The organism is Pseudomonas sp. GXM4, assembly GCF_008923895.1.
GTDB classification, from domain to species: domain Bacteria; phylum Pseudomonadota; class Gammaproteobacteria; order Pseudomonadales; family Pseudomonadaceae; genus Aquipseudomonas; species Aquipseudomonas atacamensis.
Genome location: NZ_WBRZ01000175.1, coordinates 1 through 12,168, shown reverse-complemented (window position 1 = coordinate 12,168; position 12,168 = coordinate 1). Strand labels below are relative to the sequence as shown.

14 protein-coding genes and 2 tRNA genes are annotated in these 12,168 nt (G+C 59.6%); 9 read left to right on the top strand and 7 right to left on the bottom strand.

Features of this window, described 5'->3' with window-relative positions; all coding sequences use genetic code 11:
- Positions 1 to 90: 90 nt before the first annotated feature.
- Positions 91 to 444, bottom strand: coding sequence for a BON domain-containing protein (locus tag F8N49_RS19475; RefSeq protein ID WP_016773155.1), 354 nt, complete (start codon positions 442 to 444; stop codon positions 91 to 93).
- A gap of 292 nt (positions 445 to 736) precedes the next feature.
- Positions 737 to 1,174 (bottom strand): pilin, encoded by a 438-nt coding sequence (locus tag F8N49_RS19470; protein WP_122747337.1) that lies wholly within the window; start codon positions 1,172 to 1,174, stop codon positions 737 to 739.
- 226 nt (positions 1,175 to 1,400) lie between these two features.
- Here F8N49_RS19470 and pilB point away from each other — a divergent pair, with 226 nt between their 5' ends.
- Genes pilB through yacG form a run of 5 tightly spaced genes read left to right on the top strand, consistent with a single transcriptional unit; the run spans position 1,401 to position 6,012 of the window.
- Positions 1,401 to 3,101 (top strand): type IV-A pilus assembly ATPase PilB, encoded by a 1,701-nt coding sequence (gene pilB / locus F8N49_RS19465; RefSeq protein WP_122750959.1) that lies wholly within the window; start codon positions 1,401 to 1,403, stop codon positions 3,099 to 3,101.
- 2 nt (positions 3,102 to 3,103) lie between these two features.
- Positions 3,104 to 4,321, top strand: a complete 1,218-nt coding sequence (locus F8N49_RS19460; protein ID WP_151552178.1) for a type II secretion system F family protein — start codon at positions 3,104 to 3,106, stop codon at positions 4,319 to 4,321.
- Position 4,322: 1 nt separating this feature from the next.
- The gene (locus F8N49_RS19455) at positions 4,323 to 5,195 is read left to right on the top strand and encodes an A24 family peptidase (RefSeq protein WP_122747336.1); all 873 of its coding nucleotides are present in this window, start codon (positions 4,323 to 4,325) and stop codon (positions 5,193 to 5,195) included.
- Positions 5,192 to 5,815 carry a dephospho-CoA kinase gene (gene coaE / locus F8N49_RS19450; RefSeq protein ID WP_110646726.1) on the top strand — a complete coding sequence of 208 codons (624 nt, stop codon included), beginning with the start codon at positions 5,192 to 5,194 and terminating at the stop codon, positions 5,813 to 5,815. The genes F8N49_RS19455 and coaE overlap by 4 nt, the downstream gene beginning before the upstream one ends.
- Positions 5,812 to 6,012: a DNA gyrase inhibitor YacG gene (yacG, locus tag F8N49_RS19445; protein ID WP_016773149.1), complete on the top strand. Its 201-nt coding sequence runs from the start codon at positions 5,812 to 5,814 to the stop codon at positions 6,010 to 6,012. The genes coaE and yacG overlap by 4 nt, the downstream gene beginning before the upstream one ends.
- Before the next feature lie 7 nt (positions 6,013 to 6,019).
- Here yacG and F8N49_RS19440 read toward each other — a convergent pair whose 3' ends face one another.
- Both F8N49_RS19440 and F8N49_RS19435 read right to left on the bottom strand, forming a co-directional pair.
- Positions 6,020 to 6,235, bottom strand: coding sequence for a hypothetical protein (locus F8N49_RS19440; RefSeq protein WP_122747334.1), 216 nt, complete (start codon positions 6,233 to 6,235; stop codon positions 6,020 to 6,022).
- A gap of 65 nt (positions 6,236 to 6,300) precedes the next feature.
- Positions 6,301 to 6,990 carry an energy-coupling factor ABC transporter permease gene (locus F8N49_RS19435; RefSeq protein ID WP_016773147.1) on the bottom strand — a complete coding sequence of 230 codons (690 nt, stop codon included), beginning with the start codon at positions 6,988 to 6,990 and terminating at the stop codon, positions 6,301 to 6,303.
- Between the two features lie 117 nt (positions 6,991 to 7,107).
- On the opposite strand from F8N49_RS19435, the gene F8N49_RS19430 reads away from it, so the two are divergent.
- From F8N49_RS19430 to F8N49_RS19415, 4 genes are all read left to right on the top strand, one after another.
- A complete protein-coding gene (locus F8N49_RS19430) occupies positions 7,108 to 7,734 on the top strand; it encodes a DUF1780 domain-containing protein (protein ID WP_007909887.1) in 627 nt (208 codons plus the stop codon).
- Entirely contained in the window at positions 7,731 to 8,258 is a 528-nt protein-coding gene (locus F8N49_RS19425) for an MOSC domain-containing protein (RefSeq protein WP_110646723.1), read from the top strand. Before F8N49_RS19430 ends, F8N49_RS19425 begins: the two co-directional genes overlap by 4 nt.
- 51 nt (positions 8,259 to 8,309) lie before the next feature.
- Entirely contained in the window at positions 8,310 to 8,483 is a 174-nt protein-coding gene (locus F8N49_RS19420; RefSeq protein WP_007909875.1) for a DUF3094 domain-containing protein, read from the top strand.
- Between the two features lie 63 nt (positions 8,484 to 8,546).
- Complete coding sequence (locus F8N49_RS19415; RefSeq protein WP_016773144.1) at positions 8,547 to 9,845, top strand: NAD(P)/FAD-dependent oxidoreductase; 1,299 nt, start codon at positions 8,547 to 8,549, stop codon at positions 9,843 to 9,845.
- A 208-nt stretch (positions 9,846 to 10,053) separates the two neighbouring features.
- On the opposite strand, the gene F8N49_RS19410 is transcribed toward F8N49_RS19415, so the two are convergent.
- The 3 genes from F8N49_RS19410 to F8N49_RS19400 all read right to left on the bottom strand — a co-directional run bounded on the left by F8N49_RS19410 (position 10,054) and on the right by F8N49_RS19400 (position 12,090).
- Positions 10,054 to 11,679 carry a methyl-accepting chemotaxis protein gene (locus tag F8N49_RS19410; RefSeq protein WP_071173634.1) on the bottom strand — a complete coding sequence of 542 codons (1,626 nt, stop codon included), beginning with the start codon at positions 11,677 to 11,679 and terminating at the stop codon, positions 10,054 to 10,056.
- A 161-nt stretch (positions 11,680 to 11,840) separates the two neighbouring features.
- Positions 11,841 to 11,917: transfer RNA gene (locus F8N49_RS19405), tRNA-Pro, on the bottom strand.
- A gap of 97 nt (positions 11,918 to 12,014) precedes the next feature.
- Positions 12,015 to 12,090 (bottom strand) — tRNA-Lys (locus F8N49_RS19400).
- Between the last annotated feature and the right edge of the window lie 78 nt (positions 12,091 to 12,168).

Sequence of the window (12,168 nt, the reverse complement as noted above, 5' to 3'; positions counted from 1 at the left end):
TGACCGTTCGCATGAACTCTAAAGTTGCGGCAGACGTATTGCTCGGCCCGTCTGTCGCGTCTTCTCCCGGTTCAGGCGAGAAGTCTTGCCTTACTCGGCTTTCAGGCCGTCAGCGGAGACCGCTTTAACGCCTTTGATTTTCTTGGCAATGCCTACGGCGACTTCTTTCTGCGACTCGGTTACCGCAGTGGTCGACGACAGGGAAACTACACCCTTGTTGGTTTCGACTTTGATGTCGGTGCCTGGAATGCCTTTTTCGGTAACCAGGTCAGCTTTGACCTTGGTGGTGATCCAGGTGTCGCTGGTATCTTGTTTCATTTCGGTAACTTCACCGGCAGCCAGAACCATTGGCGCTTGGGTAGCCTGAGCGGACTGGGCGAAAGCGCCACCAGCCATGGTCAGGGTCAGAGCGGTAGCAGCGGCAGTGATAGCGAACTTCTTCATACGAGTAACTCCTGTTTTTACTGGAAGTCTGCTGTAACGCTTGTCAGCAGGGTTACCGGAGATATTGCGAACGCTGTGCCAACTTTTTCGGCCGAATAAAATCCTTTTAAAACAACAAGTTATGAAAAACACTGATTTTCGTTTTCATGCAAAATGCATGACTCAACGCAATTTCGCATGCAAGTTGCGGTTTTTCGGAAAGTTCATAAGCTGCTGAAATTATTGGAGCTTTTGTGAAGTGTCGGGATATGAAAATGCCCCGCAGGCGGGGCATCTGGCCTCATATTCGTAATCAGGCGCCGCTACCAGGGCAACCTCTAGGTGCGTATTCGTTATTAACTGTTGAAGTGCATGTCCATACGCCAGACGTGGCGCCCGTAGTCGAACCGGAACGAGAGAGAGTAACTGTTCTACCCAATACCGGACCCGGTGCATTGAGCAGGGTACAGGTAATCGAACCTTCGCCAGTCGCCGCTGTACCTGTTACTGCCAACGTACAGTTTGAAGTGGTAGTCGTACCGTTAGCCACATTTGCCAGACTCGGCACGGTGCCTTGATTGATCGTGTCCTCGAACGGCACTTTCAATGCACTAATCTCCGCCAACCCCGCCGTGACCTTCGACCGCGCCTGATACTTCGAATACTGAGGCAGGGCGATAGTCGCCAGAATGCCGATGATCGCCACGACGATCAGCAGCTCGATCAATGTGAAACCTTGTTGTTTTTTCATAGACACGCTCCATGCATGAGTCGAAATCTCATGATCTGAACAAGGCTCAGCACAGCCCATGCCAACGCCTTTCAGGCCCCGCCTGCTGGGCGCGCGCAATTTTCTGCGCCGTTTCCTACAACCCGCAACCGCACTATCTGACACTTTTTGTCACCTGCACCGGCCGTGTTTGGCGCTGTCACTTGACTAGGCTATAAGTCATGAACGGCAAGCGTGCGGAATCCCCATGAATGACATCGCTCTGAGCGGTCTGGCCAAGCAATTGGTCCAGGCCGAACTGCTCACGGAAACAAGCGCCCGGCAATCCTGGGCGCAGGCCCAGCGCAATCGCGTGTCGCTGGTCAATTACCTGGTACACAACAAGCTGGTCAACAGCCGGCAGATCGCCGAGATCGCCTCGGAACATTTCGGCATGGCCCTGCTCGATCTCAGCTGCCTCGACAAGGAGACTCAGCCCAGGGGCCTGGTCAGTGAAAAACTGGTTCGTCAGCATTGCGCCCTGCCCTTGTGGCGGCGCGGCAATAAATTGTTCGTGGGCCTTTCCGACCCGAGCAATCAGCAGGCGATCAGCGACATCCAGTTCAGCACCGGCCTGAGTACCGAAGCGATTCTGGTCGAGGACGACAAACTCAGCGACGCCATCGACAAGTTCTTCGACAGCCACGCCTCTGGACTGGAGGAAATGGCCGATGTCGATCTCGACGGCCTCGACGTCGAGTCGATTGATGACAACAAACAGGACGTGATCGGCGGCCTCGATGCCGACGACGCCCCGGTCGTGCGCTTCGTGCACAAGATGCTGCTCGATGCGATCAAGAGTGGCTCTTCCGACCTGCACTTCGAGCCGTACGAAAAAAACTACCGGGTGCGCATGCGCACCGACGGCATGCTGCGCGAGGTGGCCAAGCCGCCGATCCAGTTGGCCGGGCGTATTGCCGCACGTTTGAAGGTCATGGCCAGTCTGGATATTTCCGAACGACGCAAACCCCAGGACGGGCGGATCAAAATGCGCCTGTCGAAAAGCAAATCCATCGATTTTCGCGTCAACACCTTGCCGACCCTGTGGGGCGAAAAAGTGGTGATCCGGATTCTCGACCCGTCCAGTGCACAAATGGGCATCGACGCCTTGGGTTACGAAGCCGAGCAAAAGGCTTTGTACCTGGCTGCGCTGAAACAGCCGCAAGGAATGATTCTGGTCACCGGCCCCACCGGCTCCGGTAAAACCGTGTCGCTGTACACCGGGCTGAATATCCTCAACACCGTCGACATCAATATTTCCACCGCCGAAGACCCGGTGGAAATCAACATGGAGGGCATCAACCAGGTCAACGTCAATCCCCGCCAAGGGCTGGACTTTGCCCAGGCGCTGCGCTCGTTTCTGCGTCAGGACCCGGACGTGATCATGGTCGGCGAGATCCGCGATCTGGAAACCGCCGAGATCGCGATCAAGGCCGCGCAGACCGGCCACCTGGTGCTGTCGACCCTGCACACCAATAGCGCGGCGGAAACCCTCACGCGCCTGCACAACATGGGCATTCCCGGTTTCAACATTGCCACCTCGGTCAGCCTGATCATCGCCCAGCGTCTGGCGCGCAAATTGTGCGCGCACTGCAAGCGACCGCTGGAAATCCCGCACGAAACCTTGCTCAAGGAAGGCTTCCCCGAGGAACGCATCGGTCATTTCACGATCTACGAGCCGGTCGGTTGCGATCACTGCAACGGCGGTTACAAGGGACGCGTGGGGATTTATGAAGTGGTAAAGAACACACCGGACCTGCAACGGTTGATCATGGCCGAAGGCAATTCGCTGGAAATCGACATCCAGATGCGCCGCGACGGCTTCGCCGATCTGCGCACTTCCGGGCTGCACAAGGCGATGCAAGGCATCACCAGCCTTGGGGAAATCAACCGGGTCACCAAGGATTGAACATGGCGGTCAAGGCAGCGAAAGTCAGCGTTTACGCCTGGGAAGGCACCGACCGCAAAGGCAGTAAAGTCAGCGGCGAGTTGAGCGGGCAGAACCCCGCACTGATCAAGGCGCAGCTGCGCAAACAAGGGATCAACCCGGGCAAGGTGCGCAAGAAATCCGCCTCCCTGCTGAGCTTGGGCAAACGCATCAAACCGCAGGACATCGCCCTGTTCACCCGGCAGATGGCAACGATGATGAAAGCCGGTGTACCGCTGTTGCAGTCCTTCGACATCATCGGCGAGGGCTTCGAAAACCCGGCCATGCGCAAACTGGTCGATGAGGTCAAACAGGAAGTTGCCGCCGGTAACAGTTTCGCCACGGCCCTGCGCAAGAAGCCGCAATACTTCGACGAGTTGTACTGCAACCTGGTCGACGCCGGCGAACAGTCCGGTGCCCTCGACACCTTGCTCGAACGAGTGGCGACCTATAAGGAAAAAAGCGAAGCGCTCAAGGCCAAGATCAAGAAGGCCATGACCTACCCCACCGCCGTGGTGCTGGTGGCGGCGGTGGTGACCGGCATTCTGCTGGTCAAGGTGGTGCCGCAGTTTCAGTCGGTATTCTCCGGGTTCGGCGCCGAACTGCCGGGCTTCACCCTGATGATCATCAGCCTGTCGGAATTCATGCAGCAGTGGTGCTGGGCGATTCTGTTTGCACTGGTGGCAGCGTTTTTCGGCACTCGCCACGCGTTGAAGACATCGCAGGCCCTGCGCGACCGGCGCGATGCCTGGCTGCTGAAGCTGCCACTGGTGGGCACCTTGATGTACAAGTCCGCCGTTGCACGCTTTGCCCGCACCCTGTCGACCACTTTCGCCGCCGGTGTGCCGCTGGTCGAAGCACTGGATTCGGTGGCGGGCGCCACCGGCAACGTGGTGTTCAAGCGCGCGGTGCTACGGGTTCGGCAGGACGTCTCGACCGGCATGCAGCTCAACTTCTCGATGCGCAGCACCGGTGTGTTTCCGAACATGGCGGTGCAGATGACCGCCATCGGCGAGGAGTCCGGGGCACTGGATGACATGCTCGACAAGGTCGCCGGTTTTTATGAAGCGGAAGTCGATAACATGGTCGACAACCTCACCAGCCTGATGGAGCCGTTCATCATGGTGGTGCTGGGGGTCATCGTCGGTGGTCTGGTGGTGGCCATGTACCTGCCGATCTTCCAACTCGGCTCAGCGATCTGACATGCCTATCGACGAACTGTTTGCCGTGTATCCGCTGGCCTTCGTGGTCAGCGCGCTGCTGCTCGGGCTGGTGGTCGGCAGCTTCCTCAATGTTGTGGTCTGGCGCTTGCCGAAAATGCTTGAGCGTGACTGGCGCCAGCAAGCCCATGATGTGCTCGGCCTGCCCACTGAAACGCCCGTGCCGACCTACAACCTGATGCTGCCGCATTCCGCGTGCCCGCATTGCGGACATCGGATCCGCCCGTGGGAAAACATTCCGCTGCTCAGTTACCTGTGCCTGCGCGGGCGCTGCTCGGCCTGTTCGGCGCCGATCAGTAGACGTTACCCGCTGACCGAACTGGCCTGCGGCCTGCTCTCGGCATTCATCGCCTGGCATCTGGGCTTCGGCTGGCCGGCGAGCTTGCTGATTTTGCTGACGTGGGGCTTGCTGGCGATGAGTCTGATCGACTGCGAACATCAACTGCTGCCCGATGTGCTGGTGCTGCCGCTGCTGTGGCTGGGGCTGATCGTCAACAGCTTCGGCGTGTTCGTGGCGTTGCCAGATGCATTGTGGGGCGCGGTGGCGGGTTATCTGGCGCTGTGGTCGGTGTTCTGGCTGTTCAAACTGCTCACTGGCAAGGACGGCATCGGTCATGGCGATTTCAAGCTGTTGGCCTTGCTTGGCGCTTGGGGTGGCTGGCAGATTCTGCCGCTGACGATTCTGTTGTCATCCTTGGTGGGGGCGATTTTGGGCGTCGTCATGCTGCGCCTGCGCGCCCAGGAAACCTCGACGCCGATCCCCTTCGGGCCCTTTCTGGCAATTGCCGGCTGGATTGCCTTGCTCTGGGGTGGTCAAATAACCGACTTCTATTGGCAGTCTGTCGGTTTGAAATGAATACCCCTGTGGAAAAACCCTGGATCCTCGGCCTGACCGGCGGCATCGGCAGCGGCAAAAGCGCGGCGGCGCAGCACTTCATTGACCTCGGCGTGCACGTGGTGGACGCTGATCATGCGGCGCGCTGGGTAGTCGAGCCGGGGCGTCCGGCGCTGGCGAAAATCGCCGAGCATTTCGGTTCCGGCGTGTTGCAGTCCGATGGCACGCTGGACCGCGCCGCCCTGCGCAAACTGATTTTTGAAGAGCCCGAACAGCGACGTTGGCTCGAAGCGCTGCTGCATCCGTTGATCGGCGAGGAAATCGCTCATCATCTGGCGCAGGCAAAATCGCCTTACGCGATTCTGGTTTCACCGTTGCTGATCGAATCCGGGCAATACGCGATGACCCAGCGCATTCTGGTCATCGATGCGCCGCAACCACTGCAGATCGAACGCACCTTGCAGCGTGACCAGACCAGCGAAGCGCAGGTGCAGGCGATCCTCAAGGCGCAATCGAGCCGTGAAGACCGCGTGAGCCGTGCCGACGATGTGATCGTCAACGACCGCGACCTCGCCTGGCTGCACAGCGAGGTCGAGCGTCTGCATCACTTTTATCTGACTTTATCCGGAGGCCAAGCATGAGCCAGATTCCAACCGTTGAATGCCCGACCTGCGGCGCCCCCGTCGAATTCACCCCGGCGAACAAATTCCGTCCGTTCTGCTCCGACCGCTGCAAACTGATCGACCTCGGCGCCTGGGCCTCGGAAGAACACAAGATTCCGGTCGCCCCGGATGCCGAAGACGAGCTGTTTTCCGGCGATTTCGATCCGCGTCACTGATCGCTGATCAGGGCCGCATAAAGCCGTAGTCCTGACTGTCGTAGAGGTTCTCCGCGAGAAAGCGCAACTCGTCGGCCAGGTCTTCGGCATTGCGCACTGCCTTGCTCTGCTGCACCACGGCGCTGAGCAGGGCGCGCAAACTCAGGCCCGGGTCAAAGCCCACCTCCTGCGCCAGTTCCAGACTCTGCCGGGTTTCCTGCCGCGCCCATTCGTAAACGCCCATGCCACTGCTCCTGAAGGGATTTGCGCGAGCATGAAATCTCTGCGGCATGGCCGGTTTGATGTGGATCAAGACTTCGGATCGTCGTCCTTCCACGGCGCTGAAAGGTAACGGGTGCGGTTGAAGGTCTCCAGCCATTCCGGGCAGAACACCACCAACGCGCTGACAACCATGCCGTTGATAAAGGCCTCGGGAAACAGCAGCAACCACAGGTAGCCGACGAAATCTTCCAGCCATTCCGGCATGGCGAAGAGGCCGTCGTACCACAGCAGTGTCAGGCTGAGGATCAGGCACAACAGGCCTGACAACGCAGCGGCGAAGAAGCCGGAACAGAAGATGTAAACGAACGGATTTCGTGGCTGCGCACGCTCGACCAGAATCGCCACGCATTCGGTGATCAGCACTGGCAGCAGAATCAGCAACGCGCCATTGACGCCCACCGCAGCCAGGTCCTGACGCCCCAGCAGCACCAGCCCCATCTGCGCAACCAGCCCGCCGACGATCGCCAGCGGCCAATCGAGCAGCAGCGTCACCGCCGTCATGCCGATGAAGTGATAAGACACGCCGGTGTCGAAATCCCTGCGCACCAGCCACAGCAGAAACAGCGCGAACACCGTGCCGAACAGCAAGTGCTGCCGGCGACTGTCGCTGAACAGCTCGACCCATGGCGCACGCATGATCGCCCAGAGCAGCACCGGCAGATAAATCAGCCAGCCGAGTGTCAGGCTTGCCGAGGACAGCAGTTCGGCACCGATCATGATTCCCTCACCTTCTCCATGGGCTTACCGCTTTGTCGCAGTCTACACCGCCGATGTATGTGCACCAGTCGATGCAAAGCTATCTGCTTGTCGCATTTGGACGCTAAGCTTGGGCTTATGGATGATTCAGATTATTTACGCCTGCTGACCATCGCGGCCGAGCAGGCCAATGCGTTCCTGTCCAATGCCCGCAAATGGGAGCGTGAGCGTTGGGTCTGCCAGCGCCTGCTGCAAGGTCTGAACATCCCCTACCGCGCCGACGAATTCGCCCCGGCCGGTGAGCCGCCGGACGTATTGTTCCGCGATGCCAATTTCGAAGTTTTTTTCGTCCTCGATGAAGGCCGCCGTCTCAATGATGAATGGCGCGACGAATTGCAGCGTCGGCGCAGCGCGTTCTCCCTGAGCCAACTGGTGCGCCGCGAAGCCAAACCCAAGCGCATCCCGGCCAATGAATTTCTCCTGCGTCTGGCGCCAACCCTGCGCAAGAAGGCGCACAATTACAAGGAACGCGGCATGGATCTGGGTGAACTGGACATCATCGCCTTCGCCAGCCTCAAGCGCGAAGTGCTCGACCTCAACAGTCATTTCCCGCCACCGACCGAATATCTGCGTCAGGGCTGGCGCTCGCTGTCGCTGGTCGGCCCGACATTCGCCCGTGTGCTGTTCGCCCATCCCGACGCACCGGACTTTCTGCGCAGCAACCTCGGCCGCAGCATTGTGTTCGACGTGGGCATCAGCCTGTGACGCCGCTGCAGCAGTTGATCGCCGAGGTTCCGCAAACCGGTCGTGTGCGCTGGATCGGTGTGCGTCCAGAATCCCGTGGGCCGATGCTTGAGCTGGACGCGGTCGAGGCGCGGCTGGAAGCCGGGCTCACCGGCGACCACGCCCGCCCGGGCGTTCGCAATGCGCGACAGGTGACGCTGATCCAGTGGGAGCACCTGGCGGTGATCAGCGCATTGATGGGCCGTCCCGATGACCAGCCGGTCCGGCCTGAAGATCTGCGGCGCAATCTCGTTATAAGCGGAATCAATTTGTTTAGCCTGAAGGGGCGGCGCTTTCGCATCGGGCAAGCGATACTCGAAACCACTGGCTGGTGTCAGCCCTGCGCACGCTTGCAGAACAATCTCGGGCCGGGCACGTTTCAAGCCGTGCGCGGGCATGGCGGGATCACCGCCCGGGTGTTACAAAGCGGCATCATTCGCCTCGACGATAGCGTGTGCGTCGAACCGGTCCCGGACAGCGGCTACGCTGCGTTCAATCCGGGCTGAAAACCGCTGTAGCCTGTGCTCATTCAGTAACGTCTACCTGACGAGGCAAATATGACCAGCCGCCTGAACCCCGAAGACCAAAAGCATGTCGAAGAGTACCTGCAATTGTCCCAACACCGTGTCGAGCGCCGGCCTTTCCGGCCGTGGATGCTCCTGGTGCTGGTGCTGGCAGTGACCATTGGTCTGGGCCTGTTGAGCCGATTTATCAGTTACCTGACGTTATGAGCTGCCTTGCGCTCCCTCGGGTAACCGCACCGATTTCCTTTAAAAACCTTGCGAGTTATCCCTATGTCCCATCGTATTGTCATTGTCGGCGGCGGCGCCGGCGGTCTGGAGTTGGCTACCCGTCTGGGTAAGACTCTGGGCAAGCGCGGCACGGCCAGCGTGATGCTGGTCGACGCGAACCTGACCCACATCTGGAAGCCGCTGCTGCACGAAGTGGCCGCCGGTTCCCTGAACTCCTCCGAAGACGAACTCAACTATGTCGCCCAGGCGAAATGGAACCACTTCGAGTTCCAGCTCGGGCGCATGAGCGGGCTCGATCGCGCGCAGAAGAAAATCCAGTTGGCCGCGACCTATGACGAAAACGGCGTCGAGCTGGTGCCGGCGCGTGAAGTGGCTTATGACTCGCTGGTGATCAGCGTGGGCAGCACCACCAACGATTTCGGCACCCAGGGCGCGGCGCAGCATTGCCTGTTCCTCGATACGCGCAAACAGGCTGAGCGCTTCCACCAGCAATTGCTCAACCATTATCTGCGCGCCCACGCCGGGCAGACCGACGTGGTCGAGCAGATCAGCGTGGCCATCGTCGGCGCTGGCGCCACTGGCGTCGAACTGGCGGCAGAGCTGCACAACGCCGCCCATGAATTGGCCGCGTATGGTCTGGACCGGATCAAACCGGAAAACATGCACATCACGTTGATCGAAGCCGGCCCACGGGTGCTGCCTGCCCTGCCGGAGCGCATCAGCGGGCCGGTGCATAAAACCCTGGAAAAGCTCGGGGTCAATGTGATGACCAACGCAGCAGTCAGCGAAGTGACTGCCGACAGCCTGATCACCGCCGATGGCAACGAGATCAAGGCCAGCCTGAAAGTCTGGGCTGCCGGCATTCGCGCACCGGGTTTCCTCAAGGACATCGACGGTCTGGAGACCAACCGCATCAATCAGCTGCAAGTGCTGCCGACTCTGCAAACCACTCGCGACGAAAACATCTTTGCCTTCGGTGACTGCGCGGCGTGCCCTCAACCGGGCACTGATCGCAACGTGCCGCCACGGGCACAAGCGGCGCATCAACAAGCCTCGTTGCTGGCCAAGTCGCTGAAACTGCGCATCGAAGGCAAGACCCTGCCGGAGTACAAGTACACCGACTATGGCTCGCTGATCTCGCTGTCGCGTTTTTCTGCTGTGGGTAACTTGATGGGTAACCTGACCGGCAGCGTCATGCTCGAAGGCTGGCTGGCGCGGATGTTCTATGTGTCGCTGTACCGCATGCACCAGATGGCACTGTACGGCCCGTTTCGCACGGCGATGCTGATGCTGGGCAGCAAGATTGGTCGTGGCACCGAACCGCGTCTGAAGCTGCACTAAGGCCAACGTCTGTGGGAGCTGGCTTGCCAGCGATGGCGCCGGGTCAGTTGATATTTCTGTTGCCTGACCCACCGCTATCGCGGGCAAGCCCGGCTCCCACAGGTTTTCGTACTGCTCGAAGATCCGGCGCATTCGCGAGCAGCCTCGCTCCCACCTTTGATCTTTATTCCAAGCCCCGCATCGCGCGGGGCTTTTTATTGGCTGTCGATCACAGCTGGAACCGCCGCACCATGCCCTGTAGCGCATTGGCCAGTTGCGACAGTTCGTGGCTCGACGCGCTGGTCTGATCAGCACCCGCAGCCGAACGCACCGACAGGTCGCGAATATTCACCAGATTGCGATCCACTTCCCGCGCCACCTGCGCCTGCTCCTCGGCAGCGCTGGCGATCACCAGGTTGCGCTCGTGAATCTCGTGCACCGACGCCGTGATCGTCACCAACGCCTCACCTGCCCGCTCTGCGAGAACCAGCGTACTCGCCGCACGAGATGCGCTGGCCTGCATTGACTCCAGCGCCTGGCTCGAACCGCTGCGCATGCCTTGCACCATCTGTTCGATTTCCTGCGTCGATTGCTGGGTGCGATACGCCAGCGCGCGCACCTCATCGGCTACCACCGCAAAGCCGCGACCGCTTTCGCCCGCACGCGCTGCTTCGATGGCAGCGTTGAGCGCCAGCAGATTGGTCTGCTCGGCGATGGCGCGAATCACGTCCAGAACCTTACCGATGTCTTGCGATTGATTGGCCAGCGACTGCACCAGTTCACCGGTGTTCTGCACATCACTGGCCAGCGCATTGATCGCGCTGGCGGTTTCGCTGACGCGCTCCTGGCCCAATTGCGCCGACTGACTGGACTGGCGCGTGGCATCGGACGTCGACACCGCGTTGCGCGCGACCTCCTCCACCGCAGCGGTCATCTCGTTAACCGCAGTGGCGGCCTGTTCGATTTCGTTGTTCTGCTCTTGCAAGCCTTGGGTGCTGTCGACGGTAACGGCGCTCAGTTCATCCGCGGCGGTGGCCAGTTGCGTAGCTGAGCCGCTGATACCTTGCAGGGTCTCGCGCAGGTTCTGTTGCATCGTCGCCAAGGCCTTGAGCAAGCGGCTGACTTCGTCATTGCCATGGGTTTCGATCGGTCGGGTTAGATCGCCCTTAGCGACACTTTCAGCGGCATCCACGGCGCTGCTCAGCGGGCGCACGATACTGCGCGTGAGCAACATCGCCAGCGCCACCGTGGCCAGCGCTGCCAAGGCAATGAAAAGAGTAACGATGGTGCGCGAGGTTTCATAATGCGCGGCGGACTTCTCGCTTTCGGCAGCGACCTGGCGGGCGAACAGATCGGCGAGATCATTGAGCTGTTTGCCGGAGCCGTCGACCACGGTCTTCATGTCAACCAGCAGCAATTTGGTCAGCTCGTCACGCTTGCCTTGCTCGGCAAGGGTGAATGACTGGGCAATGCCAGTGCGATAGGCGGCGAAGGTTTTCTTGAACTGGTCATACAGCTGCTGACCTTCGGCAGTGTCGACCAGTTTGTCGTAGGCGGCGATCTTCTCGCTCAGTTCCTTGTCGCGGGTGTCCATCTGGCCGCGATAGGTGGCGATATTGGCCGGATCCTGATCGAGCGCCATGCGCAGGGAGATGGTGCGGATGCGCAGCATCAGTTCGCGGATCTCGTCGCCGCCACGGATGCTCGGCAACCAGCGGTTCTCCACCGCCACCTCACTGTCGCGAATGCTCGACATCTGCCCCAGCGCAAACACGCCGAGCAAGGCCACCAACACCGCGATCAGGGCAAATCCCAAGGCAGCCCGGGGAGCAATATTCAACTGACGAAGCAACATGACGAACGCCCTTATTCTTGTAATGGCCAGATCAAGGGGCGAAGCGTTGGCAGTCCCCTCGTGTTAGCGGGCTATCGGCAGGTTGTATGACGACTTGAAGGGATTCAGCTTTCAGCAGGCAAAAAAAATCCCCGTATCTTTCGATACGAGGATTTTCAATATGGTCGGGGTAAGGGGATTCGAACTCCTGACATCCTGCTCCCAAAGCAGGCGCGCTACCGGACTGCGCTATACCCCGGTAAAAAAAAGGCGACCTTTCAAAGATCGCCTTCTTCGATCAGCGCTTTTGGCCTCTGATCTTAAGATTCGATCCCAGCGCAAACTGGTTTCAAAAATGGTGGGTCGTGTGGGATTCGAACCTACGACCAATTGGTTAAAAGCCAACTGCTCTACCAACTGAGCTAACGACCCAAATATGGTCGGGGTAAGGGGATTCGAACTCCTGACATCCTGCTCCCAAAGCAGGCGCGCTACCGGACTGCGCTATAC

Bases quoted from the DNA above. Each gene is read 5' to 3' on its own strand.
- pilB (WP_122750959.1), top strand. From the start codon at position 1,401: ATGAATGACATCGCTCTGAGCGGTCTGGCCAAGCAATTGGTCCAGGCC.
- F8N49_RS19475 (WP_016773155.1), bottom strand. From the start codon at position 444: ATGAAGAAGTTCGCTATCACTGCCGCTGCTACCGCTCTGACCCTGACC.
- F8N49_RS19460 (WP_151552178.1), top strand. From the start codon at position 3,104: ATGGCGGTCAAGGCAGCGAAAGTCAGCGTTTACGCCTGGGAAGGCACC.
- F8N49_RS19435 (WP_016773147.1), bottom strand. From the start codon at position 6,990: ATGATCGGTGCCGAACTGCTGTCCTCGGCAAGCCTGACACTCGGCTGG.
- F8N49_RS19430 (WP_007909887.1), top strand. From the start codon at position 7,108: ATGGATGATTCAGATTATTTACGCCTGCTGACCATCGCGGCCGAGCAG.
- F8N49_RS19455 (WP_122747336.1), top strand. From the start codon at position 4,323: ATGCCTATCGACGAACTGTTTGCCGTGTATCCGCTGGCCTTCGTGGTC.
- F8N49_RS19470 (WP_122747337.1), bottom strand. From the start codon at position 1,174: ATGAAAAAACAACAAGGTTTCACATTGATCGAGCTGCTGATCGTCGTG.
- coaE (WP_110646726.1), top strand. From the start codon at position 5,192: ATGAATACCCCTGTGGAAAAACCCTGGATCCTCGGCCTGACCGGCGGC.
- F8N49_RS19415 (WP_016773144.1), top strand. From the start codon at position 8,547: ATGTCCCATCGTATTGTCATTGTCGGCGGCGGCGCCGGCGGTCTGGAG.
- F8N49_RS19440 (WP_122747334.1), bottom strand. From the start codon at position 6,235: ATGGGCGTTTACGAATGGGCGCGGCAGGAAACCCGGCAGAGTCTGGAA.
- F8N49_RS19410 (WP_071173634.1), bottom strand. From the start codon at position 11,679: ATGTTGCTTCGTCAGTTGAATATTGCTCCCCGGGCTGCCTTGGGATTT.
- F8N49_RS19420 (WP_007909875.1), top strand. From the start codon at position 8,310: ATGACCAGCCGCCTGAACCCCGAAGACCAAAAGCATGTCGAAGAGTAC.
- yacG (WP_016773149.1), top strand. From the start codon at position 5,812: ATGAGCCAGATTCCAACCGTTGAATGCCCGACCTGCGGCGCCCCCGTC.